At 73.4% G+C, this 23455-nt stretch carries 19 protein-coding genes; 14 read left to right on the top strand and 5 right to left on the bottom strand.

The window, feature by feature from the left end; translation table 11 throughout:
* Nucleotides 1–76 precede the first annotated feature (76 nt).
* Nucleotides 77–2239: a DEAD/DEAH box helicase gene (locus CFI00_RS00275; protein ID WP_207083364.1), complete on the top strand. Its 2163-nt coding sequence runs from the start codon at nucleotides 77–79 to the stop codon at nucleotides 2237–2239.
* A 109-nt stretch (nucleotides 2240–2348) separates the two neighbouring features.
* On the opposite strand, the gene CFI00_RS00280 is transcribed toward CFI00_RS00275, so the two are convergent.
* Both CFI00_RS00280 and CFI00_RS00285 read right to left on the bottom strand, forming a co-directional pair.
* A complete protein-coding gene (locus CFI00_RS00280; RefSeq protein WP_347401890.1) occupies nucleotides 2349–3923 on the bottom strand; it encodes a DHA2 family efflux MFS transporter permease subunit in 1575 nt (524 codons plus the stop codon).
* An 82-nt stretch (nucleotides 3924–4005) separates the two neighbouring features.
* A complete protein-coding gene (locus CFI00_RS00285; protein ID WP_207083365.1) occupies nucleotides 4006–5187 on the bottom strand; it encodes a dipeptidase in 1182 nt (393 codons plus the stop codon).
* 83 nt (nucleotides 5188–5270) lie between these two features.
* Here CFI00_RS00285 and CFI00_RS00290 point away from each other — a divergent pair, with 83 nt between their 5' ends.
* Together CFI00_RS00290 and CFI00_RS00295 are read left to right on the top strand one after the other, a co-directional pair.
* Nucleotides 5271–7979 (top strand): DEAD/DEAH box helicase, encoded by a 2709-nt coding sequence (locus tag CFI00_RS00290; RefSeq protein WP_207083366.1) that lies wholly within the window; start codon nucleotides 5271–5273, stop codon nucleotides 7977–7979.
* Nucleotides 7976–8674, top strand: a complete 699-nt coding sequence (locus CFI00_RS00295) for an SWIM zinc finger family protein (protein ID WP_207083367.1) — start codon at nucleotides 7976–7978, stop codon at nucleotides 8672–8674. The genes CFI00_RS00290 and CFI00_RS00295 overlap by 4 nt, the downstream gene beginning before the upstream one ends.
* 13 nt (nucleotides 8675–8687) lie before the next feature.
* On the opposite strand, the gene CFI00_RS00300 is transcribed toward CFI00_RS00295, so the two are convergent.
* A complete protein-coding gene (locus tag CFI00_RS00300; RefSeq protein ID WP_207083368.1) occupies nucleotides 8688–9239 on the bottom strand; it encodes a TetR/AcrR family transcriptional regulator in 552 nt (183 codons plus the stop codon).
* A 374-nt stretch (nucleotides 9240–9613) separates the two neighbouring features.
* Here CFI00_RS00300 and CFI00_RS00305 point away from each other — a divergent pair, with 374 nt between their 5' ends.
* The 11 genes from CFI00_RS00305 (at nucleotide 9614) to CFI00_RS00355 (ending at nucleotide 21331) form a co-directional block, all read left to right on the top strand.
* Nucleotides 9614–10309 (top strand): response regulator transcription factor, encoded by a 696-nt coding sequence (locus CFI00_RS00305; RefSeq protein WP_207085307.1) that lies wholly within the window; start codon nucleotides 9614–9616, stop codon nucleotides 10307–10309.
* Between the two features lie 7 nt (nucleotides 10310–10316).
* On the top strand, nucleotides 10317–11513 hold the full coding sequence (locus CFI00_RS00310; RefSeq protein WP_207083369.1) for an ATP-binding protein: 1197 nt from the start codon (nucleotides 10317–10319) through the stop codon (nucleotides 11511–11513).
* A gap of 48 nt (nucleotides 11514–11561) precedes the next feature.
* Entirely contained in the window at nucleotides 11562–13094 is a 1533-nt protein-coding gene (locus tag CFI00_RS00315) for a carboxyl transferase domain-containing protein (RefSeq protein ID WP_207085308.1), read from the top strand.
* Nucleotides 13095–13215: 121 nt separating this feature from the next.
* Entirely contained in the window at nucleotides 13216–15168 is a 1953-nt protein-coding gene (locus CFI00_RS00320; protein ID WP_207083370.1) for a biotin carboxylase N-terminal domain-containing protein, read from the top strand.
* Nucleotides 15161–16087 carry a hydroxymethylglutaryl-CoA lyase gene (locus CFI00_RS00325; RefSeq protein WP_207083371.1) on the top strand — a complete coding sequence of 309 codons (927 nt, stop codon included), beginning with the start codon at nucleotides 15161–15163 and terminating at the stop codon, nucleotides 16085–16087. The genes CFI00_RS00320 and CFI00_RS00325 overlap by 8 nt, the downstream gene beginning before the upstream one ends.
* Before the next feature lie 93 nt (nucleotides 16088–16180).
* The gene (locus CFI00_RS00330; RefSeq protein ID WP_207083372.1) at nucleotides 16181–17266 is read left to right on the top strand and encodes a hypothetical protein; all 1086 of its coding nucleotides are present in this window, start codon (nucleotides 16181–16183) and stop codon (nucleotides 17264–17266) included.
* Entirely contained in the window at nucleotides 17263–18393 is a 1131-nt protein-coding gene (locus CFI00_RS00335; protein WP_207083373.1) for a hypothetical protein, read from the top strand. Before CFI00_RS00330 ends, CFI00_RS00335 begins: the two co-directional genes overlap by 4 nt.
* Nucleotides 18390–19586 carry a hypothetical protein gene (locus CFI00_RS00340; protein WP_207083374.1) on the top strand — a complete coding sequence of 399 codons (1197 nt, stop codon included), beginning with the start codon at nucleotides 18390–18392 and terminating at the stop codon, nucleotides 19584–19586. Before CFI00_RS00335 ends, CFI00_RS00340 begins: the two co-directional genes overlap by 4 nt.
* 102 nt (nucleotides 19587–19688) lie before the next feature.
* Nucleotides 19689–19859, top strand: a complete 171-nt coding sequence (locus CFI00_RS00345) for a hypothetical protein (protein ID WP_207083375.1) — start codon at nucleotides 19689–19691, stop codon at nucleotides 19857–19859.
* Nucleotides 19860–19948: 89 nt separating this feature from the next.
* Nucleotides 19949–20713, top strand: a complete 765-nt coding sequence (locus tag CFI00_RS00350) for a hypothetical protein (RefSeq protein ID WP_207083376.1) — start codon at nucleotides 19949–19951, stop codon at nucleotides 20711–20713.
* A gap of 54 nt (nucleotides 20714–20767) precedes the next feature.
* Nucleotides 20768–21331, top strand: coding sequence for a GNAT family protein (locus tag CFI00_RS00355; RefSeq protein ID WP_207083377.1), 564 nt, complete (start codon nucleotides 20768–20770; stop codon nucleotides 21329–21331).
* Between the two features lie 4 nt (nucleotides 21332–21335).
* Here the strand turns inward: CFI00_RS00355 and CFI00_RS00360 are convergent, their stop codons facing one another.
* Nucleotides 21336–22013: an EcsC family protein gene (locus CFI00_RS00360; protein WP_207083378.1), complete on the bottom strand. Its 678-nt coding sequence runs from the start codon at nucleotides 22011–22013 to the stop codon at nucleotides 21336–21338.
* A gap of 35 nt (nucleotides 22014–22048) precedes the next feature.
* Complete coding sequence (locus tag CFI00_RS00365) at nucleotides 22049–23401, bottom strand: hypothetical protein (RefSeq protein WP_207083379.1); 1353 nt, start codon at nucleotides 23399–23401, stop codon at nucleotides 22049–22051.
* Nucleotides 23402–23455 lie beyond the last annotated feature (54 nt).

A 23455-nucleotide genomic window follows, 5' to 3' on the forward strand; every position in this document is an offset into this window, starting at 1 on the left:
GTCGCGCCGCACGAACTTCCCGGTGGACTACTCAACCGCCGGGCGCGCCGTCGGTCCCTGTTGGTAGACAGGGACCATGACCACCCCCACTGCCGCCGCACCCGTCGCCGACGACGTACGCCGCTCGGCCCGCGAGTCCGCCGAGCGGCACCTGCGGGCTCTCGTCGGACCCAGGGACGGGCAGGGTGATGCCGTCCTGCGCGAGGACCAGTGGGCGGCCATCGAGGCGCTCGCGGTCGACCACCGTCGCGCGCTCGTCGTGCAGCGCACCGGGTGGGGCAAGTCCGCGGTCTACTTCGTCGCCACCAAGCTGCTGCGCGAGGAGGGCGCCGGCCCGACCGTCATCGTGAGCCCGCTGCTCGCGCTGATGCGCAACCAGATCGCCGCGGCGGAGCGCGCCGGCATCCGGGCGGTGACGATCAACTCCACCAACATCGACCAGTGGCAGCCGATCAACGACCAGATCCACGCAGGCGAGGTCGACGTCCTGCTGGTGAGCCCCGAGCGGCTCAACAACCCCGGCTTCCGTGACGAGGTGCTGCCCCGCCTGGCCGCGACGTGCGGCCTGCTGGTGGTCGACGAGGCCCACTGCATCTCCGACTGGGGCCACGACTTCCGGCCCGACTACCGCCGCCTCCGGACGCTGCTGGCCGAGCTCCCCGACGGCATCCCCGTGCTCGCCACGACCGCGACGGCCAACTCCCGCGTCACCGGTGACGTCGCCGAGCAGCTCGGGGTCCACGCCGAGGGCTCGGGCAGCTCCGCGGTGCTCGTGCAGCGCGGCACGCTCGACCGCGAGTCGCTGCGCCTCGGCGTCGTACGCCTCCGGACGCCCGAGCAACGCCTGGCCTGGCTGGCCGACCACCTGGCCGAGCAGCCCGGGTCCGGCATCGTCTACTGCCTGACGGTGGCCGCCACCCAGGAGGTCGCGGGCTACCTCCGCGACCGCGGCCTGGAGGTCGCTGCCTACTCCGGCCAGACCGAGGCCGACGAGCGCCACGGCCTCGAGCAGGCGCTCGTCGACGGCCGGGTGAAGGCGCTGATCGCGACCAGCGCGCTCGGGATGGGCTTCGACGCCAGCCTCGGCTTCGTGATCAACCTCGGCGCCCCCGCCTCGCCGGTCGCCTACTACCAGCAGGTCGGTCGTGCCGGGCGCGGCACCGACGACGCGACGGTCGTGCTGCTGCCGCAGGTCGAGGACCGTGACATCTGGGCCTACTTCGCCTCGCTCGGGTTCCCGCGCGAGGAGCAGGTGCGCGAGACGCTGGCCGCGCTCGCCGACTCCGAGCGTCCGCTGTCCACCGCTACGATCGAGACCCGCGTCGAGCTCGGTCGCAACCGGCTCGAGTCCATGCTCAAGGTGCTCGACGTCGACGGCGCGGTGCAGCGGGTCCAGGGCGGCTGGATCGCCACCGGCCGGCCGTGGCACTACGACGGCGAGCGCTACGCCCGCGTCGCCGAGGCCCGCGAGCGCGAGCAGCAGGCGATGCTGGGCTACCTCGACACCGACCAGTGCCGGATGCGCTACCTGCGCGAGCAGCTCGACGACGAGGGCGCCGTCGACTGCGGGCGGTGCGACAACTGCGGCGGGCTCGACCTGTCGACCTCGGTGGGCGAGGCCGCCGTCGCCGAGGCCGGCGAACGTCTCTCGCGCCCCGGCGTCACCATCGACCCGCGCCGGATGTGGCCCACCGCGCTGGCCAACCTCGGCCTCGACCTCAAGGGCAAGATCACCGCCGGCGCCGAGCCGGGCCGTGCCGTCGCCCGCCTCACCGACCTCGGCCACGGCCAGGCGCTGCGTGACCTCTTCCGCGAGGACACCCCCGACGGTCCGGTCCCGCCCGGGCTGGCGCAGGCAGTGATGGACGTGATGAAGGACTGGGCGCCGCAGTGGCGCAGCCGGCCCGACGCGATCGTCGTCACCGAGTCGGCGACCCGGCCGACGCTGACGCGCGACCTCGCCGAGGGGCTCGCGCGGGTGATGCAGGTGCCGGTCGTCGGCACGTGGGCCGTGCGCGACGCGACCGTGCCCCCGCGCGCCGGGCAGTCAAACTCCGCGCAGCGCGTCGCCGCCGTACGCCGTCGCAGCGGGCTGGTCGCCGAGGTGCCGCCGGGCGCCACGGTGCTGCTGGTCGACGACCTCGTCGAGACCGGGTGGAGCTCGACGCTCGCCGCGGTCGCGCTGCGCGAGGCCGGGGCCGGCGCCGTGCTGCCGCTGTGGCTGGGCAGCCGGTCCTAGCCGCCGAGCGGGCACTTCCTCGCGCTGGAACGCACCGACCGGCGGTTCCTTGCGCACGCAGCGCGAGGAACCGCCCGGTCAGCGGTGTGCAGCGGAACGAACCGCCCGCTCAGTGACCCATCATCGCGGTCGGGTCGACCGGCGCGACCTTGCGGCGGGGCAGGAACGCCGCCGGGACAAGGCAGCACGCGACCAGGATCGTGGCGACGATGAAGACCGTCGCGAACGAGTCGGCCATGTCGCCCGGCACCCGCGCGAGCACGTTGTCGAGCTCGGCCGGCGAGAGGCCGAACCGCTCGAGGACCCGTGCGACCGCGCCCTGGTCGTCGCCGGCCTCGCGGACCGCGCCGGCCACGGCGACCGACTCCTTGCCCTTGAGCTCGTTGGTGAGGATCACCGAGAAGAGCGCGGTGCCCATCGAGGCCGCCACCTGCTGGGTGATGTTGAGCAGGGTGGAGCCGCGGGCCACGTTGTGCGCGGTCAGCGTGGCGAGCGCGGCGGTCATGATCGGCATCATCGTGCCGCCCATGCCGAGGCCCATCACGAAGAGCGCGGCGAGGATGTAGGTGTAGGACGTGTCCGCGCCGATCTGGGTGAACATGGCCATGCCGACGGTGATGACGCTGATGCCGGTGAGCACGATCTTGCCGGGGCCGATGCGGTCGGCCAGGATCCCGGCGATCGGCATCGTCACCATCGCGCCGATGCCCTGTGGGGCCAGCAGCAGGCCGGCGCCGAGGGCGTCCTCGCCGCGCACCTGGATGAAGTAGAGCGGGAAGAGCAGCGAGGCGCCGAAGAACGCGATCGCGAAGAGCATCATCGCCAGCACCGCGACGGTCATGTTGCGGTTCTTGAACAGGCGCAGCTCGACCAGCGGGTGGATGTTGCGGCGCGCCAGCGCCCACGGCACGAACGCGACGATCAGCGCGATGCCGAGGATCATCGGCACGAGCACGCGCGCAGCCATCGCGGTCCCCTCCTCGGGGATCGAGCTGATGCCGTAGAGGAAGGCGGCGAGGCCGGGGGAGAGCAGCACCATGCCGAGCCAGTCGAAGGTCTCCGACGGCTCGACCTCGTCCTTCGGGAGCACGATCCAGGCGTAGACGATCGCCGCGATGCCGATGGGCAGGTTGATCAGGAATATCCAGTGCCACGACGCGCTGTCGATCAGCGCACCGCCGAGGATCGGGCCGAAGATCGGGCCGAGCAGCATCGGGATGCCGAGGACCGCCATCACGCGGCCCACGCGCTCGGGACCGGCGGCGCGGGTCAGGATCGTCATGCCGAGCGGCATCAGCATGCCGCCGCCGAGGCCCTGGAGGACGCGGAAGAGGACGAGCATCTCGAGCGACGTCGCCGCGGCGCACAGCACCGAGCCGGCGGTGAAGAGCAGGACGGCGAGGAGGTAGAGGCGCTTGGTGCCGAAGCGGTCGGCCGCCCAGCCGGTCAGCGGGATGACGCTGGCCAGGGCCAGGGTGTAGCCGGTCATCGTCCAGGCGACCTCGGCCGCGGTGGCGTCGAACTCGCGCTGGAAGGTCTCGAGGGCCACCGAGACGACCGTGATGTCGAGGATCGACATGATCGCCCCGAGGACGACCACGCCGGCCACCATCAGGACGTTCTTGTCGAGCTTGTCGGAGCTGTCCGGCCGGGTCTCGCCGGAGTCGATCTGGGTGTCGGTCACCCGAGAACGATATTGGTTGCCCTCGACAACCACCTATTCCTCCTCGGGTGGGCTGCGTCACCCCGCGGGGTGGAGCAGCGCGTCAGGCCCCCGGGCGTACGCCGTCGAGGTCCTCGATCCGCGCCAGGCTCGGCCCGCGCACCTGCTGCAGCTCGCGCGCGGCCGCCTCGACCTGGCGCATCACCCGCAGCGTGTTGCGGCAGGTGAGCCGGGCCAGGTCGGCCTCCGACCAGCCGCGGTCGGCGAGCGCGGAGACGAGGGCCGGGTAGGTCGAGACGTCCTCCAGCCCGACCGGCAGGGTTCCCACGCCGTCGTAGTCGCCGCCGAGGCCGACGTGGTCGATGCCGGCCACCTCCCGGACGTGCTCGACGTGCGCCACCACGTCGGAGAGCGACGCCGGGGGCTGCGGGTGGTCGCGCACCCAGGCGTCCTCGAAGGCGCCGAACCGCTCCCCGTCGGACTCGGGGACGCCCTCGGCCGCGGCGGCCGCGACCAGCTCCCGGTGCCAGTCGGCGCAGGCGGTGTTCACGAACTTGGGCACGAAGGTCACCATGCACACGCCCCCGCCACGGGCCGTGGCCTCGAGCACGTCGTCGGGGGCGTTGCGCGGACTGTCGGTCACCGCACGCGCGGAGCTGTGGCTGAAGACGACCGGCGCCTCGCTGACGGCGAGCGCGTCGCGCATCGTGTCGGCGGAGACGTGGGAGAGGTCGACCATCATCCCGAGGCGGTTCATCTCCCGCACGACCTCGCGGCCGAACTCCGTCAGCCCTCCCGCCACCGGTCGGTCGGTGGCGGAGTCGGCCCACGGCGTGTTCGCGTTGTGGGTGAGCGTCAGGTAGCGCACGCCGAGGGTGTGGAGCTGGCGCAGGGTGCCGAGCGAGCAGTTGATCGAGTGCCCACCCTCGGCGCCCATCAGCGAGGCCATCCGGCCCGACGCCCATGCCTGCTCGACCTCGTCGGCGGTCGTCGCCCACGCCAGCTGGTCGGCGTACGTGTCGGTGAGCAGGCGCGCGGCGTCGACCTGCTCGAGCGTGGCGCTCACCGCGTCGTCGCCGGTGAGGCGCGTCTGGACGTAGACCGACCAGAACTGCGCCCCCATCCCGCCGGCGCGCATCCGCGGCAGGTCGGTGTGGGTGGGGGTGCCGCCGGCGCCGACGTCGAGGCGAGTGAAGTCGTACGCCGTCGCCGTGCGCGCGGTCCAGAGCAGGTCGTTGTGCCCGTCGATGACGGGGTGGGCGGCGAGCAGTGCGGAGACGTCCATGCCGTCCGACGGTAGTCGCCGGGGAACTCCTTGTCGGTCCGAGGCGTTAGCGTCTGGTCGAGCGGATCAACGAAGGGTGCTGCATGAGCTTTGTCCCGGTCACCGGTCCCGCCAGGCTGCTGGTGGGGGAGCCGCCCCGGGAGGGCTCGATCGAGTTCACCGACGAGCGCCGGACGATCGTGCTGCCGATCCGCGGTGCCCTGCCGGTGCTGGGCAAGGTCCGCGACGCCGACGGGCCGCACCCCTCGGTCGCGCTGCTGGCCGGCGCCGCGCTGATGGGCCTGCAGCTGGTGGCGTCGGGCCGCTTCGCCCCCGACCCCGAGGGTCGCCACTGGCAGGTCGCGGGCCTCGACGCCGACGACGAGCGCCGGATCGGCGAGCTGGCCCGCTCGCGGGCCTGGGACGGCTTCGACGAGGCGACGGCGGAGGGCACGGTGCGGGCGCTGCTCGACGCCGTGGTCGACACCGTCCCGCGCACGACGCCCGGGCGCTCGCGCCACCGCGCACCGGTGGCCGCGGTGCCGGCGCCCGTCGTGTCGCACAGTCCCGACGAGTTCAGCGACCGGCTCCAGCAGCGGATCGCGCGGATCCGCTCGCGCGCCCGCGACGACCGGCCGCACCTGGTGACGATCTCCTTCCGCATCGAGGCCGACGAGGAGGAGCTCGTCGCCGGCGCCGTACGCCTCGTCACGCAGGTGCACGCGGTCGACAACGCCGCCCACATGGCCGACGCCTCCGAGCTCTGGGCCGAGTCCGGCCCCGAGGCCGCGCACGGCTTCGGCGAGCGCGCCCGCACGCACGCCGCCATCGCGCTGCGCTCTGCGGCCGACGCCTGGCCGGTGCTGGAGCGGCTGCTCGACCTGCGGGTCCCCGACGAGATCACCCTCGACTCCGACGAGATCCTCTCCCTGCTCGACGACGGGGCGGCGGCCCTCACCGAGGCCGGGCACCCGGTCCTGTGGCCGAAGTACCTCGACCGCGAGGTCACCCAGCGCGTCGAGCTGGGCCGCCGGTCGGCGCCGGGGCGTCGCGAGGAGCCGCTGCAGGACGGGCTGTTCGGCCCCCAGGCGCTCTTCGGCTTCGAGTGGCAGGTCTCGCTGCACGGCGAGGAGCTGAGCGAGGAGGAGATGGACGAGCTGGCCCGCACGGCGAGCCCGATCATCAAGCTGCGCGACAACTGGGTCGCGGTCGACTCCGGGATCATCAAGCGCGCACGCAAGCGGCTGATCCGCACCGTGACCCCCGTGCAGGCGCTCGCCGCGACGCTGACCGGCGTCGTCGACATCGAGGACGTCCCCTACGAGGCTGTCGTCGGGGCGAGCCTGCTGGCGGTCCGCGACCGGCTCCGCGACGCCGCGACCGGTGCGCTGGTCGACGTGCCCCCCGCGCTGCGTGCGGAGCTGCGCGACTACCAGCGCCGAGGCCTTTCCTGGCTCGCCGAGCTGACCTCGCTCGGGCTCGGCGCCTGCCTGGCCGACGACATGGGCCTCGGCAAGACGGTCACCGTGATCGCCCTGCACCTGCACCGCGCCGGCCAGCCGGGCGCAGCGGGTCCGACGCTCGTCGTCTGCCCGGCGTCGCTGCTCGGCAACTGGGAGGCCGAGATCCGCCGCTTCGCCCCCGGCGTCGCCGTACGCCGCCACCACGGCAGCGCGCGCGACCTCGACGGCGTGAGCGGGGGCTTCGTGCTGACGACCTACGGCACGATGCGCAACGACGCGGACCTGCTCGCCGAGGTCACGTGGGACCTCGTGGTCGCCGACGAGGCGCAGCACATCAAGAACTCCCGCTCGGCCGCCGCCCGCGCCCTGCGCACCATCCCGTGCACCGCCCGGGTCGCGCTGACCGGCACCCCGGTCGAGAACGACCTCACCGAGCTGTGGTCGATCCTCGACTGGGCGATCCCCGGCCTGCTGGGCAGCCGCAACGCCTTCCGCAAGGTGTGGGCCGGGCCGATCGAGTCCGGCCTCGAGCCGACCAAGGCGCGCCAGTTCGCCGACCTGATCGGGCCGTTCCTGCTGCGCCGGCGCAAGTCCGACCCGGGTGTCGCGCCGGAGCTGCCGCCCAAGACCGAGACCGACCACGTGCTCGGCCTGACCCGCGAGCAGGTCGTCCTCTACGAGACGCTCGTGCGCGAGTCGATGCGCCGCATCGAGGAGGCCGACGAGGAGACCCGCCGCGGGCTGGTGCTCAAGCTGCTCACCGGGCTCAAGCAGATCTGCAACCACCCGGCGCACTTCCTGCGGCAGGCCAACCCGCGCCTGCGCGGGCGCTCGGAGAAGCTCGACCTGCTCGACGAGCTGGTCGGCACCGTGGTGGCGGAGGACGGTGCGGTCCTCGTCTTCACCCAGTACGTCGCCATGGCACGGCTGCTCGAGCGCCACCTGGCCACGACGGGAGTTCCGCACCAGTTCCTGCACGGCGGCACGCCGGTGCGCGAGCGCGACGCGATGGTGGCGCGCTTCCAGGCGGGGGAGGTGCCGGTCTTCCTGCTGTCGCTGAAGGCCGGCGGCACGGGGCTCAACCTCACCCGCGCCGACCACGTCATCCACTTCGACCGCTGGTGGAACCCCGCGGTCGAGGACCAGGCCACCGACCGGGCCTACCGCATCGGTCAGACCCGGCCGGTGCAGGTGCACCGCGCGATCACCCAGGGCACCATCGAGGAGAAGATCGCCGAGCTGCTGGCCCGCAAGCGCTCCATCGCCGACTCGGTCCTCACGCGCGGCGAGACCGCGCTGACCGAGCTGTCCGACGCCGAGCTGCGCGACCTGGTCGAGCTGCGCCGGTGAGCGCGGCGGGCACGACCCATCCGCGCCTGGCGGCGAGGCGCGGCGGCGGCTCCGGCACGTGGTGGAGCAAGGCGGTGCTCCGCTCGGTCGAGGAGGCGGCCTACAGCGCCGAGGACCTCAGGCGCGGCCGGGCGCTCGCCCGGGCCGGGGCGGTGGGTGCGATCACCGTCTCCGACGGTGCCGCGGTGGCGGCGGTGGGCGAGGGCCAGGACGCCTTCACCGTCGAGGTCACGGTGCCGGTGCTCGACGACTCCGACGCGTCGGCCTTCACCGAGCTCGTCGCCGCCGAGGCCGGCCGCATCGCCGCGCTGATGGCCGGCGAGCTGCCGCACGCCCTCGTCGAGGCCGTGGAGGAGGCGGGCGTCGAGCTGCTGCCGTACGGCGGGGAGCTGGGCTCGGCCTGCACGTGCGAGGCGTGGCTCGACCCGTGCTCCCACGCGCTGGCCGTGCTCACCCAGCTGGTGTGGCTGATCGCCGCCGACCCCTTCGTGCTGACCCACCTGCGCGGGCTCTCGCGCGAGCGGGTGCTGCGCGAGCTGCACCGCATCCACCAGCCGCAGGTGGTCGAGGACGGCGACCCCGTCGCGGGTGCCGGTGACGGTCCCGACGAGCTCGACGACCTCGTCGTCGCCGAGGACGCCGCGGTCCGGGCCGCACGCCTGCTGCAGCAGGAGAGCCCGTTCGACGCGATGTGAGCGCGCCGGCGCCTCAGGTCAGGCCGAGGGCACCGTGCGCCATGTCGCGGAGCACGTCGTGCATCTGCGGGTCGGGGAGCCGGCCGCTGTGCGGGGTGGAGTTGAGCAGGCCGAAGAGCACGTGCGCGCGGGTGCGGGACGCCTCCGGGCTGAGGCCGGTGTGGAAGCGGCGCACCTGCGTGGCCCACACGTCGACGTACGCCCTCTGCAGCGCGCGCACGCGCTCGCGGGCCTCGTCGGGCAGGCTGCTCCAGTCGCGGTCCTGCACGACGATGAGGGCGGGGTGCTCGATGGCGAACTGGATGTGCCACTCGACCAGGGCCTCGAGGGCCTCGCGGGGGCCGTCGGCGCCGGCCACGCGGCTACGGCCCTCGGCCAGGAGGGTCTCGCTGATGCTCACCAGCATCTCGGCGAGCATCGCGTCCTTGGACTCGAAGTGCTTGTAGAGCGCCGGCCCGGAGATGCCGCAGGCGGAGCCGAGCTCGACGACCGAGACCCCGTGGAAGCCGCGCGCGGCGAAGAGGTCGGCGGCGATGTCGAGGATCTGCTGCCGGCGGGGGGTCACGGGGCCGAGGCTAGTGCCCCCCGATCCCTCGTGTGGGGCGCGCGGCGCCGGGAGCGTCACCGGGCGCTGCTGCGCCTGCCAGACCGCCAGCGGAATCACACGTGCCTCCCCATGTCGTGCTCCAGTGGGCCGCACCCCCGCAGCGGCCCACTGATCCCCACGATCAGTGCACCTGGCATCCGTCGAGAAGTGTCCTCCTCGGGGCGGATCGCTGCAGTGGTGCCAGCACCACCTCTGGTCTACCCCACGGGGGCAAACCCGATCCACACGCGCGGGACACGCGACGGCCACACCTTGCGACAACGGCCGCCGGGGTGGTGCCTGCTCTACAGACGCCGGTGTCGCGCCGTGGCTACGCTGCGCGCATGACGCGGATCCGGGTCGTGCTGGCCGAGGACGGAGACCTGCTCCGGGCGGGCATCCTCGCCCTGCTGGCGGCCTTCGACGACCTCGACGTGGTCGCCACCGCGACCAGCCTCCCAGAGCTGATGGCCGCGGTCGAGGAGCACCGTCCCGACGTGGTGCTCACCGACATCCGGATGCCACCGGACTTCACCGACGAGGGCATCCGTGCCGCGGGCGAGCTGCGGCGCACGCACCCCGGCACCGGGGTCGTGGCGCTGACGCAGTACTCCGACGTGGAGTACGCCCTGGACCTGGTGCGCGAGGGCAGCGACGGTCGCGGCTACCTCCTCAAGGAGCGCGTGGCCGACGTGGACGAGCTGGTCGCGGCGCTGCGCACGGTCGCGGCCGGCGGGTCGGTGATCGACCAGATCGTGGTCGACGCGCTGATGGCGACCGGGACCCGTCGCCACGACTCCCTGCTCGACCGACTCACCCCGCGCGAGCTCGAGGTCCTCGGGATGGTCGCGCGGGGGATGACCAACGCGGCGATCGCCGAGGAGCTGGTGGTCACCGACCGGGCGGTGGAGAAGCACATCAGCTCGATCCTCACCAAGCTCGACCTGCCCTCCGACGCACCCGTGCACCGCCGCGTCGCCGCCACCCTGGTCTTCCTCAGCGAGGCGGGGGTCGGCGTGGGCGGCGGCGGGGTGTCGCCGCGTCGATGAGGAGCCGGTGAAGAGCCTGCTGTCGGGCTGGGACGAGCTCGACCCGGCCCTGCGGTGGCTGCTGCGCATCAACCTCGTCGCACTCACCACCGCGACCCTGCTGCTCGCGGCGGCGTACGGGCTGGGCTTCCAGCACACGGCCGTCGAGATCGACCTCGCCGTCATGGTGGTGTCGCTCGGGCTGATGCTCGTGACCGCGCCGCTGTGTCGCCGCTACGGCGCCCCCGCCGCGATCGTCGGACTGACGCTGTCGGCGCTGCTCTTCGCCGTCGGCGGCACCTGGGCCACGCCCAACCTCAGCCCGCTGACCGCGCTGGTGACGATGGTGCCGCTGCTGGTCAGCCTGCCCCACCTCGGTCGCACCGGCATCCGCGCCCTCATGGTGGTGGCGGTGCTCGGCAGTGCGTCGGTGGCCGCGCTCGGGGAGTGGCGGCGCGTGGGTGCGCTCAACGACCTGTGGTGGGTCAACGCCCTGGTGATCGCGTCCTCCCTGCCGGCGGGCGTGCTCGTGGTGGTCTTCCTCGTGCGCGACGCCTACAACCGCCTGCGCGAGCAGTCCGACCAGCTCGTCGAGTCGCGCACGCGCATCGTCGAGGTCGCGGACGCGGCTCGCCGCAGCCTCGAGCGCGACCTCCACGACGGCGCCCAGCAGCGGCTGCTCGCGATGAGCGTGACGATCGAGCGGGCGCGCACGGAGCTGCGCGCCGGGCGCGGCGAGGGCGCCGCCGCGCTGCTCGGGCAGCTCGCCGCGGACAACCGCGAGGTGCTGCTCGAGCTGCGCGAGCTCGCCCGCGGCATCTACCCGCCGCTGCTCACCGAGCGCGGCCTGGTCGCCGCGCTCCAGTCGGCCGCCCGCCGCTCGCCGGTCCCGGTCACCCTCGACGTCGCGGACGTCGAGCGCCCCGGGCAGCACGTGGAGGCCGCGGCGTACTTCTGCATCCTCGAGGCGCTGACCAACGCCGCCAAGCACGCCGACGCCACCGCGGTGCTGGTCACCGTGCGCGGTCGGCCGCACCTGAGCTTCAGCGTCAGCGACGACGGCCGCGGCTTCGACCGCGAGATCGTCACCCCCGGCGGGCTGCTCGGGATGGAGGCCCGGGTCGCGGCGGCCGGCGGCACCCTGCACCTCGAGACGGCACCGGGTCGCGGCACGACGCTGCGCGGGGAGTTCCGCCACTGGACGCCCGAGGTTAACGATCGCTAACCTGATGACGTGTCCGAGCAGCTGAGCCCGATCCAGGGCCCCCCGACCATGCGCGAGCTCGTCGACGACCTGCGCGCCCGGCTGGCCCGGGTCCGCCAGGGCGGGTCGGAGAGCGCGCGCCGCAAGCACACCGACCGCGGCAAGCTGCTGGTCCGCGACCGCGTCGACCGGCTGCTCGACCCCGGCAGCCCCTTCCTCGAGCTCGCCCCGCTGGCGGCGTACGGGATGTACGGCGACGACACCTACGCCGTCCCGTCGGCCGGAGTGGTCGCCGGGATCGGCCGGGTCTCGGGCCGCGAGTGCGTGATCGTCGCCAACGATGCCACCGTCAAGGGCGGCACCTACTACCCCATGACGGTCAAGAAGCACCTCCGCGCGCAGACGATCGCCGCCGAGAACCACCTGCCCTGCATCTACCTCGTCGACTCCGGCGGGGCGTTCCTGCCGCTGCAGGACGAGGTCTTCCCCGACCGGGAGCACTTCGGCCGGATCTTCTTCAACCAGGCGAACATGTCGGCCCGGGGCATCCCGCAGATCGCCAGCGTGATGGGGTCCTGCACCGCCGGCGGCGCCTACGTGCCGGCGATGTCCGACGAGACGGTGATCGTGCGCGACCAGGGCACGATCTTCCTCGGCGGACCGCCGCTGGTGAAGGCCGCGACCGGCGAGGTCGTGTCCGCGGAGGACCTCGGGGGCGGCGAGGTCCACGCCCGCACCTCCGGCGTGGTCGACCACCTCGCCGAGGACGACGCCCACGCGCTGGCCATCGTGCGCTCGATCATCGACACGCTGCCTGCCGCCCGTCCCGCGCGCGAGCCCAGCGCGGAGGTCGAGGAGCCGCACGAGCCGCCGGAGTCGCTCTACGACGTGGTCCCCCCCGACACCCGCACGCCGTACGACGTGCGCGAGGTCGTCCGCCGACTGGTCGACGGGAGCCGGTTCCACGAGTTCAAGAAGCTCTACGGCGACACGCTGGTGTGCGGCTTCGCGCGCATCGACGGCTACGAGGTCGGCATCGTGGCCAACAACGGCATCCTCTTCAGCGAGTCGGCGCTCAAGGGCGCGCACTTCATCGAGCTGTGCAACCAGCGCGGGATCCCGCTGGTCTTCCTGCAGAACATCACCGGCTTCATGGTCGGGCGCGAGTACGAGAACAAGGGCATCGCCCGCGACGGCGCGAAGCTCGTCACCGCGGTCGCGTGCAGCGTGGTGCCGAAGTTCACGGTGGTCATCGGCGGCTCCTTCGGCGCCGGCAACTACGGCATGTGCGGACGGGCCTACGACCCGCGCTTCCTCTGGATGTGGCCCAACGCGCGCATCTCGGTGATGGGCGGCGAGCAGGCCGCCTCGGTGCTCGCCACCGTCCGCACCGACCTCGAGGACGAGGACGCAGTCGAGGCGTTCAAGGCTCCGATCCGCGAGCAGTACGAGACCCAGGGCTCGCCCTACTACGCCAGTGCGCGGCTGTGGGACGACGGCGTGATCGACCCCGCCGACACCCGCCGGGTGCTGGGCATGGCGCTCGCCGCGACGTCGTACACCCCGATCCCCGAACCGTCCTACGGCATCTTCCGGATGTGAGGCGCGCAGTGACGAGCGAGGAACGAGCGCGTCGCGCGGGCGCGACCAGGTCGAGCAAGCCCCACGACCGAGGCACGAGGGCGCAACGGGCGCGTCGAAACCCCCTGATGGGAATGAGCTGATGAGAACGTTGCTGATCGCCAACCGCGGCGAGATCGCCCTGCGGGTCATGCGGACGGCGCGACGCCTCGGCTGGGCATGCGTCGCGATCCACACCGACCTCGACGCCGACGCGCCGCACGTGCGCGCCGCCGACCGCGCGGTGCGGGTCTCGTCCTACCTCGACATCGACGCAGTGGTCGCCGCGGCGCGGGAGTCGGGCGCCGGCTTCGTCCACCCCGGCTACGGCTTCCTCTCCGAGCGCGCGCCCTTCGCGAGGGCGCTCGCCGAGGCGGGCATCACCCTGGTCGGTCCGACGGGCGACGTGATGGACGCGATGGGGCGCAAGGACGCCGCCCGCGAGGTGGCGCTCGCCGCCGGCGTACCGGTGGTGCCGTCCTGGTCCCTCGACGACGACCCGGCCACCTACGCCTACCCGGTCCTGGTCAAGGCCGCCGCGGGCGGTGGCGGCAAGGGGATGCGGGTCGTCCGCTCGGCCGAGGACTACGCCGAGTCGTTCGCCGCCGCCCGGCGCGAGGCGTTGTCGTCCTTCGGCGACGACACGATCCTGGTGGAGAAGTACGTCGAGTCCGGGCGCCACGTCGAGGTGCAGGTCATGGGCGACTCCCACGGCACCGTGCTGCACTTCTTCGAGCGCGACTGCTCCACCCAGCGCCGGCACCAGAAGGTGCTTGAGGAGGCGCCCGCACCGACGATCGACGAGGACCAACGGGCCGCGATCACTGCCTCCGCGGTCGCGCTCGCGCAGCAGTGCGGCTACACCGGGGCGGGGACCGTCGAGTTCCTGCTCGACAACGCGACCGGCGAGTTCTACTTCCTGGAGATGAACACCCGCCTGCAGGTCGAGCACCCGGTCACCGAGGAGGTCGTCCGGGTCCGGACGGGGGCAGCGAGCGAGCGGGTGGATCTCGTCGAGCTCCAGCTGCGGGTCGCGACGGGGGAGGCGCTGGGCATCGACCAGTCGCAGATCAGGCTCGAGGGGCACGCCATCGAGGCCCGGGTCTACGCCGAGGACTCCTTCCACGGCTTCCTGCCCCAGGCGGGACGTACGTCGATCGTGCGGTGGGCGTCCTCCCTCGGCGGGCCTGCCGGGGCGCACATCCGCGTCGACCACGCGCTCGAGCCGGGGCAGGAGGTCTCCACCTCCTACGACCCGATGCTCGGCAAGGTCATCGCGTGGGGCGCCGACCGCGAGGTCGCCCGCACCACGCTCGTGGGCGCGCTCGACGACACGGCGATCCTCGGCATCACCACCAACACCGGCTTCCTGCGCACGTTGGCCGCCTCGGACGAGTTCCGCGACGCCACCATCGACACTGCCTGGCTCGACCGCCACGAGGTGCCCGAACCCGACGGCTCGATGGCGTTGGTGCTGGCCGCCTGGACCGAGGTGCTGCTCGACACGATGCCCGGCTCGCGCCACGGTGGCAGCGGCCCCTGGCGCTCCGACGGCTGGCGGATGGGCGGGGAGCCGGCCGCCGACACGGTGGTGCTCGGCGACGCCCACGTCGTCGTCGACCGGCACCGCGGACAGGTGTCGCACGCCGGCGCCACCCACGACGTACGCCTGGTGTCGGCGGAGGACCACACGGTCCACCTGCTCGTCGACGGGGTCGCCGAGCACGCGGTGCTCGACGTGCAGCGCGACGTCGTCGACGTCGTGCACCGCGGACAGCGCTGGGTGTGGGTGCGGCCCGACCCGTTCGCCGACCATGCCGCCGCCGCGGGCGACGGCACGCTGCTCGCCCCGATGCCGGGCACCGTGCTGGCGGTCAACGTCTCTGAGGGACAGAGCGTGGCGGAAGGGGAGACACTGGGGGTGATGGAGGCGATGAAGATGGAGCTCGCACTCAAGGCACCCTTCGCCGGCACGGTCACCGCGGTCGGAGCGGCCACCGGCGACCTCGTCAAGCTCGGCGCCGCCCTGTTCGTCGTGGAGGCCTCCGATGTCTGACCTGCCCATGACCGTGCGCGCCGACGGCCTCCCGTCGGCCGTCACGATCTACGAGGTCGGCCCCCGCGACGGCCTCCAGAACGAGCAGGCGATCGTGCCCGTCGAGGTCAAGGCGGAGTTCGTACGCCGCCTCGTGGCCGCCGGCCTCCCGATCGTCGAGGCCACCTCCTTCGTCCACCCGAGGTGGGTGCCGCAGCTCGCCGACGCCGCGGAGCTGATGGCCGACCTGGGCGAGGCCGGGCGCCACCTGCCCGTCCTGGTGCCCAACGAGCGCGGCCTCGACCGGGCGCTCGAGCTCGGCCTGGAGCACATCGCGATCTTCGGCAGCGCCACCGAGACCTTCGCCGCGAAGAACCTCAACCGCACCTTCGACGAGCAGTTCGCGATGTTCGAGCCGACCGTCGCCCGCGCCCGCGAGGCCGGGATGGACGTGCGGGCCTACGTGTCGATGTGCTTCGGCGACCCGTGGGAGGGCGCGGTGCCGATCGAGCAGGTCGTCACCGCCGGCACCCGCCTCCTCGACCTCGGCGCGAGCCAGCTCAGCCTCGGCGACACCATCGGCGTGGCCACCGCCGGACACGTGAAGGCGCTGGTCGCGGCCTTCGCGGACGCCGGGGTCGGCACCGACCGGCTGGCGATGCACTTCCACGACACCTACGGCCAGGCGCTGGCCAACACGTTCTCCGCGCTCCAGGCCGGCATCACCACCTTCGACGCCAGCGCCGGCGGCCTCGGGGGCTGCCCCTACGCGAAGTCGGCCACCGGCAACCTCGCCACCGAGGACCTGGTGTGGATGCTGACCGGGCTCGGGATCGATCACGGGGTCGACCTCGACGCCGTGGTCGCGACCAGCGTGTGGATGGCCGGCCGGCTGGGCCGCCCGAGCCCGAGCGCCGTCGTACGAGCACTGGGCGCCTGACGGACCCCCGGTAGTCCACCGGGATGTGGTCCTCCGGCGGGTCGCAGGGCAGCCGTTTCCCGCCTGCCTACCCGCTCGGGCACAATCAGCGCCATGAGCCGCGTCGTCCACCTCCACATCGGGGCCCCCAAGACCGGGACGACCTACCTCCAGGACCGGCTGCTGCTCAACGCCGCGGCGCTGTCCCGGCACGGCGTGACCGTCCCGAGCCCGCGCGGTAGCCGCTCGGACATGTTCCACTTCCGCGCCGCGCTCGACCTGCTCGAGCAGGACTGGGGCGGCGCGCCCGGCCATGCCAAGGGTGCCTGGGAGGCGATGGTCAAGCGGGTCAACCGCTCGGACGGCAACGTGGTGATCAGCCACGAGATCCTGGCCGGCGCCAAGCCGGACAAGATCGCCAAGGCGATGAACGACCTCGCCGGCAACGAGGTCCACATCGTCTACTCCGCGCGCGACCTCGGCCGCCAGCTGCCCGCCGCCTGGCAGGAGTCGATCAAGCAGGGCCGCAAGTGGCCCTTCCGCCGCTTCCTCAACAAGGTCGAGCGGGGCCAGACGTGGTTCTTCAACGCCATGGACCTGCCGCGCGTGCTGGCGCAGTGGGGCGCCAAGCTGCCTCCCGAGCGCGTGCACGTGGTCACCGTGCCCCACGACCGCGGGCCCAACGGCGACGAGCTGTGGCTGCGCTTCTGCCGCGCCTTCAGCATCGACCCGGACTGGGCGCCGCTCGACTCCGAGCGCGACAACCGCTCGCTCGGCATCGCGGAGACCTCTCTCCTGCGCAAGCTCAACCGCCGCCTCGAGCTCGGCGTGTGGCGCGAGCCGGCCTACGACAACCTCATCCGCGAGGTGCTCGCGCAGGAGGTGCTGGTCTCGCGCACCGCGATCCCGGTGCGCCTGCCCCCCGAGCGCTACGCCTTCGCCGAGGAGCGCGCCGACCTCTGGATCGAGTGGATCAGGGGCAGCGGCGTCGACGTCATCGGCGACGTGGAGGACCTGCGCCCGCGCCGTCCCGCCGAGGACGAGGAGTGGAAGAACCCCGACCGGGTCCGGGCCAAGCTCGAGCTCGGGGCGGCGCTCGACGCGCTGACCGTGATGACGCAGGAGGCCGCCAACCGCGCCTCCGCCGACACGGTGAGCGGCAAGATCCGCGAGACCGCGCGTCGGCTGCGCGACCGTTGACCGGCGACTCCTCCGGCTCGGCGGCGGGCTGGGTCGAGCACCTGCGTCAGGGCGGTACGACGCCCTGGCTGGCGTGGACGGACCGGACCGCGCCGGGGGCCGCGTCGGCGGTGCCGGGCGCCCAGCAGCTCGAGCTGCTGCGCCGCATCAACCTCGCCCGCGGCTCCGCACGCCTCCGGACCGGACTCGCCGACCGCGTCCTGGCGACCACGGCCGCCGGACGCGGCAAGGCCGACCTGCCGCTCGTCGGGCTGCCGAGGTCCGGCTTCGGCCCCGCACCCGTCGACCCGGCCACCGTGGGTGCCCACGAGCTGCTGCGCGTGGCGAGCGTCCTCGTCGCCGACGACCTCGTCGCGCTCGGCGCCGATCCCGTACGCACCAGCTGGGCGCGGCCGTGGCGGCGCAGGTTCCGCCTGGTGGGCGACCCCGTGCTGGCCACCGGACTGCGCGAGCACCTGCGCGGTCTCGGCCGGCCCGAGGGAGGACCTCGTCCGCACGTCGTGGCCCTCGGCGCGCCGCTCGACGAGCTCCTCGCGCGCACCTGGACCCAGCGCTGCTTCGAGCACGGCAGCAAGCCGTGGGCGGAGTGGCTGCGCTTCTGGCGCGAGCGCGACCAGCTGCCGGCCCGCGTCGACCTCGCCGACTCCGTACGCCGCTGGCACCCGCGGCGCCCCCTCGTCCGGGTCGTCACCGACCTCGACCGCCTGCCTCCCGAGCTCGGCGTCCGGTCGCTGCCCCCGATCCGCGTCCCGGGGGCCGCCGAGGCCGAGCTCGCCCGCCGCGTGGCCGCGGTCGTCGGGCTGCGTGTCCCGTCCGTCGAGCGGCCGGCGCTGATGCACACGCTGCAGCGGCGGATTCCCGACAGCGGCATCGCGCCGGTCGGCGTACCCGATCGCGAGCGCGACTGGGTGGCCTCGTCCGCGGCACGGATGACGCGTCACCTGACCCGCGCTGGCTACCCTGTGGTCGGCGACCTCGCCGATCTCGCGCCGCGCAGCGCACCCGCCGCGGTGACCGGTGCCGACGACGAGCAGGTCCTCGAGCTGGCGATCAGGATGGTCGTCCACCCGGCATGGCGCACGGACGGTCGGGCGAAGCGGCGCACGGAGAGGCAGGTGGGGCAGTGAGCAGGAAGGTGCTGCTGCACGTGGGCTGCCCGAAGACCGGCACGTCCTACCTCCAGGACGTGCTGTTCCGCAACCAGTCGTTGCTGCGCGAGCACGACGTCCTCTACCCCGCCGACCGCTTCGACGCGCACTTCCTCGCTGCGCTCGACCTGATGACGCTCCCGTGGGGCGGCATCGAGACCGAGGCCGTCGGCGCGTGGGACCGGCTTTCCGCGCAGGTGCGCGAGTGGCACGGCACCGCGATCATCAGCCACGAGATCTTCGCGCGCGCCACCCCGACCCAGGTGCGGCGGGCGCTCGACTCGCTCGGCGACGCCGAGGTCCACCTCGTGCTGTCGGCGCGCGACCTGGTGCGCCAGGTGCCTGCCGAGTGGCAGGAGAACGTCAAGCACCGCAGCCACATCACCTACGCCCGCTTCCTCGAGACCATCCGCGACCCCGCGCGCGAGTCCCGCATCGGGTCGTGGTTCTGGGCGGTGCAGGAGGTTCCCGACATCCTCGACCGCTGGGGCAGCTCGCTGCCGCCCGAGCGGGTCCACCTGGTCACGCTCCCGCCGTCGGGCTCGGACCGGGGCGAGCTGTGGCGCCGCTTCTCGCGCACCTTCGGCCTCGACGACCTGCCGCTGGACCTCACCGCGGAGCGGGAGAACCCCTCGCTCGGCGTCCCGGAGACGTCGCTGCTGCGCACCATCAACGAGCGGGTCACCTCGATCATCGCGCCGCCCGACTACCGCCCCCTCGTCCGCGAGGTGCTCGCCCACCAGACGCTCTCGCGCGGCGTCGCGTCCGCCCGGCTGGGCCTGCCGCCCGACGCCCACGCCTGGGCGCGCGAGCTCTCCCGCAGCTGGGCGACCGTGCTGGCCGAGCGCGGCTACGACGTCGTCGGCTCGCTCGACGACCTCCTCGGCCCCGAGCCCGGCACCTTCGCCGACCCCGACACCACCACCGCCGACGAGCTGCTGGCGCCGGCGCTCGACGCGATCAGCGCGCTGCTCGTCGAGGGCGCGCGGCTGCGGGCCGTGGAGGATCGCCTGCACGAGGAGCTGCGCGAGGCCCGCGAGGAGCGCGACCACGCGCGCGCCACGCCGTCCTACCGGGTCCGGCGCAAGGTCGTGACCACGCTCGAGGACAGCCCCGCGGGACGCGGGACGCTCGATGCCTACCGGCGGGCGAAGGGCCGGATCCGGGGGTAGCCCCGAGGACCTTCGCCCCTGACGCTGGGCGTCACGGAGGCCTAGCGTGGAGGTCGAGGGCACTTGCCCGAGAGCCGAGCAGGCCCTCGGGAGGTGAGCTCGATGACCAGCACGCCGTCGCACGCCCGTCGTGGCGTGCACTGGTCACCCGGGACCCGGTGGGGCACGTGGGCGGTGTCCCTCGCCGGACTCGCCCTGGCCGGCACCGTCGCCGTCGCGATCGCGTTCGCGGCGGGACTCGAGCCGGCGGAGAGCTTCTCGGCGGGCTCGTGACGCTCCTCAGCCTCCAGCAGGTCGCCGAGGGCCTGGGCTGGATGAGCGGCTAGGGCAGTCGCACGTCAACGACCGGAGGAGGTGTCACGATGAGGCGGATCCGCTCCATCGTCGTCCTGACCGCTGCAGCGCTGCTGCTGGGTGGCTGCGGGGGAGACGGCTCCGACACGGCGCCGTCACCTCCCTCGAGCACCACGTCCAGCACGTCCCAGGTCGCCGTGCCGACGGCCGAGGAGCTGGCGGCCGCCCTGGTGACGCCCGACGCGTACGTCGGCACCTGGACCGTGAACGTCCCCCCGGACGATGCGGCCGCGATCAGCGGCGTGGTCACCGAGGCCCAGCAGGCGATGCTGCCGAGGATCGAGCTCTGCGACCGGGCGGGCGAGGAGTCCCGAGCAGCTGCGGACGCCCTGCGCTGGCAGGCCTTCCGGCAGCTCGACCAGTCCGAGGAGAACCCGATCGACATGGCCGCGGGCGATCGGCGGGGTCACCTGGTCTTCGTCCAGGAGCTCATCATGGCCGGCGACCCGGACGAGGTCGTGACGACCTTCGACGCCCTGAGTGACGGCATGCGCGCCTGTCAGGGCGACTTCCCCGCTGGCGAGGAGGGGCCTGGCACGGTCGAGCCGATGACCCTTCCGGAGGTGGGTCAGGACCGCTACGGGCAGCTGACGACGATGGAGGAAGCCGGCGGCCGGGCCTACTGGCTGCTGCACAGCGCCCTGGTGCGCGAGGGCCCGGTGCTGATGACCGTGCAGGTGGTCGACATCGTGATGGGAGAGGGCGTGCAGCCTGTGTTCACGACCGAGGAGGTCGGCCTGTTCGTCACGACGGCCGTGGACCGGCTGCCGTAGTCGCCCACGGAATCTGGTTGCCGCACCGCTGCCCGGCCTGCGAGGCTCGCCGCCGTGCCCCCCAGCCCCTGGCCCGCCCGCGCCGGTGACCTGCTCCTCCGTGACCCGGTCGAGGCCGACGTCGAGGCCCTGCTGTCCTTCCGCAACGACCCGGGCGTCAACCACTTCATGGTCCGCACGCACGTCCACCCCGACGACCTGCGCCGCGAGCTGCTGGCGGTGCCGGACAGCCCGACGGACCACTCGTGCGTCGTCGAGCGCGACGGCGAGGTCGTCGCGATGGGCTTCCTCGACGTCGTCGACGGGCCCGGGCAGCCGGGCGTCCCCGACGGCACCGACGGCCTCATCGGCTACATCGTCGACCCGCGGTACGCCGGTCAGGGCATCGCGACGGCCACCGCCCGCGCTCTGCTCGCGGCCGCGTTCGAGGGCCTCGGCCTGCGCCGCGTGACGGCAGCGGCGAATGCGGACAACCACGCCTCGGTCGCGGTCCTCGAGAAGGCCGGGATGCGGCGCGAACGACACTCGCGGCAGTCCCTGTGGCACCACGAGCTCGGGTGGCTCGACGAGGTCGGCTACGCGCTCCTCGCCGAGGAGTGGGCGGCCCGCGCAGGGTGAGGCCTCAGCGCCGACGGACCAGCAGCTCCCGGTCGGCGTACCTCCCGACCTTCCAGGTCGCGAAGCCGTCCGCCCCGGCGCTGACGACCCCGCCGACCACCGGCACGCGGCGCCCGACCGTCGTCGCCAGCCGCTTGCCGACGACCCGGGTGAAGATGTCGGAGGCCACGACCGCGGAGATCGTGCCGTCGAGGCTGGGGTCGTGCACCGGCGCGGTGGCCAGGGCCATCGGCGTGGCGGGGAGCTTCTTCTTCCTCACCAGCTCGGTGACGTGCTCCTCGCCGAGCAGCAGCGCCAGGACCGCGTTGCGCACGCGCGGGTCGCTGAGGTCGTGGCCGCGCAGGTGTGCGATGCCGGCGACCATCCGGCACTGGATGATCGCCAGGCCGGTCACGTTGGCCGGGATGGCCACCGCCATCGTCACGAGCCCGCCGACGTTGGTGGCGAAGCCCTGCGCCCCGGCGATGCGGACGTTGTTCTCGATGACCTCGTGGATCGCGCGCTCGACGTTGCCGCGCTGCTCCGTGAGCTGTTTGTCGGCGGCCACCGCAGCAGGGGCGAGGGGGCCGACCCCGTCGATGGCGCGGTTGAGCGCCTCACGGACGAACCCGGTGCTCAGCCCGGGGGTGAGCTCGGAGATCCTCGGCGCGAGCTGGCGTGCCACGGTCTGCTTCAGGCCCATGCCGCGATCGTACGGCGGCGCGCCAGCGCGGTGCGTCAGCGGCGGACCTCGCAGGAGACCAGCCGCTCGCCGCGCAGGCAGCGGTCACGCCCCTTGTCGCCGTGCAGCACGTCGCGCCCGGCGCCCCCGTCGAGCCGGTCGCGCCCCCAGCCGCCGGCGAGCCGGTCGTTGCCACCCCCGCCGGTGGCGGTCACCGGACCGTACTGCTCGGTGAGCCTCAGCACCTCGGCGCGGTTCGATCCCCGGAAGTGGAGCCGCGTCTCGGTGCTGCCGTCGAAGCCGAGGGACAGGACGGAGGAGAAGCGGATCCGGGTGCCGATCTTCGTCGACACCGTGCCGGAGCGGGCGTCGATCACGACCTTGCTCCGGTGCGGTGCTGCCTTCAGGGAGGCTCCAGGGGCGAGGCGGTCGGCACCGCCGCCGCCGCGCACGACGACGTCGTCCCTCCGGTCCCTGATCGCGGGGTAGAACGTGTCGTCGCCCGCACCGCCGAGCATCAGGGCCTTGCCGGTCGCGCGGAAGCTCCACGACCCGATGGCGTCGCGACCGGGACCACCGAGCGCTCGGGTGCCGCGCGCGCCGTCCTCGACCCGGATGACGTCCCGTCCTCCGTTGCCGCGGAGCACGTCCTTGCCGTGGCCGCCCTCGACCACGTCGTTGTCGTCGCCGGCGTCGACCACGTCGTCCCCGGGCACCTGCGTCTCCTTGGCCGGGAGCCTGCGGGTCGGGGCGTCGGCCTGGATGAAGTCGTCGCCGCCACGGCCGTCGACCACGTCGTCACCCCCGCCGGCGGTGATCCAGTCGATCTGCTCCGAGCCGGTGATGCGGTCGTCGAAGGCAGAGCCCTCGACGCCGCCGACCAGGGTGGTCGGGGCGATGGTGTCGGTGCCCTCGCCGGTCGCGGTGCCGGCCGTCAGGTCGACGGTCACCGGCCCGGGGGCGTTCGCGAACGAGACCTGGTCCCAGGTGTAGGTGCCCCAGGACAGCTCCTCGGTCACCGGGTCGTGGCCGAGGTCGACGTGGTCGTCGCCCGGGCCGGGCCAGATGTGGTCGCCGTCGTAGTCCTCGTAGTCGTAGAAGTCGAGCCCGCCGAAGAGCCGGTCGTCGCCCGCGCCGCCGATGATGCGGTCGCCGCCGGCGAGCCCGCAGATCGTGTCGTTGCCGGAACCGCCGTCGATGACGTCGTCGCCGTCCGTCCCGACGATGACGTCGTCGCCCGGCGTCCCCTGCACCGTCGTGGGCGGGTACGTCGTCGACGGCGTCGCGACGATCGTGGCGGGGAGCCCGTCGCAGGTCACGGCTGCGTGCGCGGGCGCGGAGCCGACGACCGGCGCCAGGGCGAGGCCGGCGAGGGTGCCGAGGGCGGTCAGGGTGGTGGTGCGTCGCATGTGTCCTCCGAGATGGTGTCGAGGTAAAGACGTCGCCGCGGGGCGAAAGGTTGT

The sequence above is a fragment of the Nocardioides sp. S5 genome (assembly GCF_017310035.1).
In the GTDB taxonomy this organism is placed as follows: domain Bacteria; phylum Actinomycetota; class Actinomycetes; order Propionibacteriales; family Nocardioidaceae; genus Nocardioides.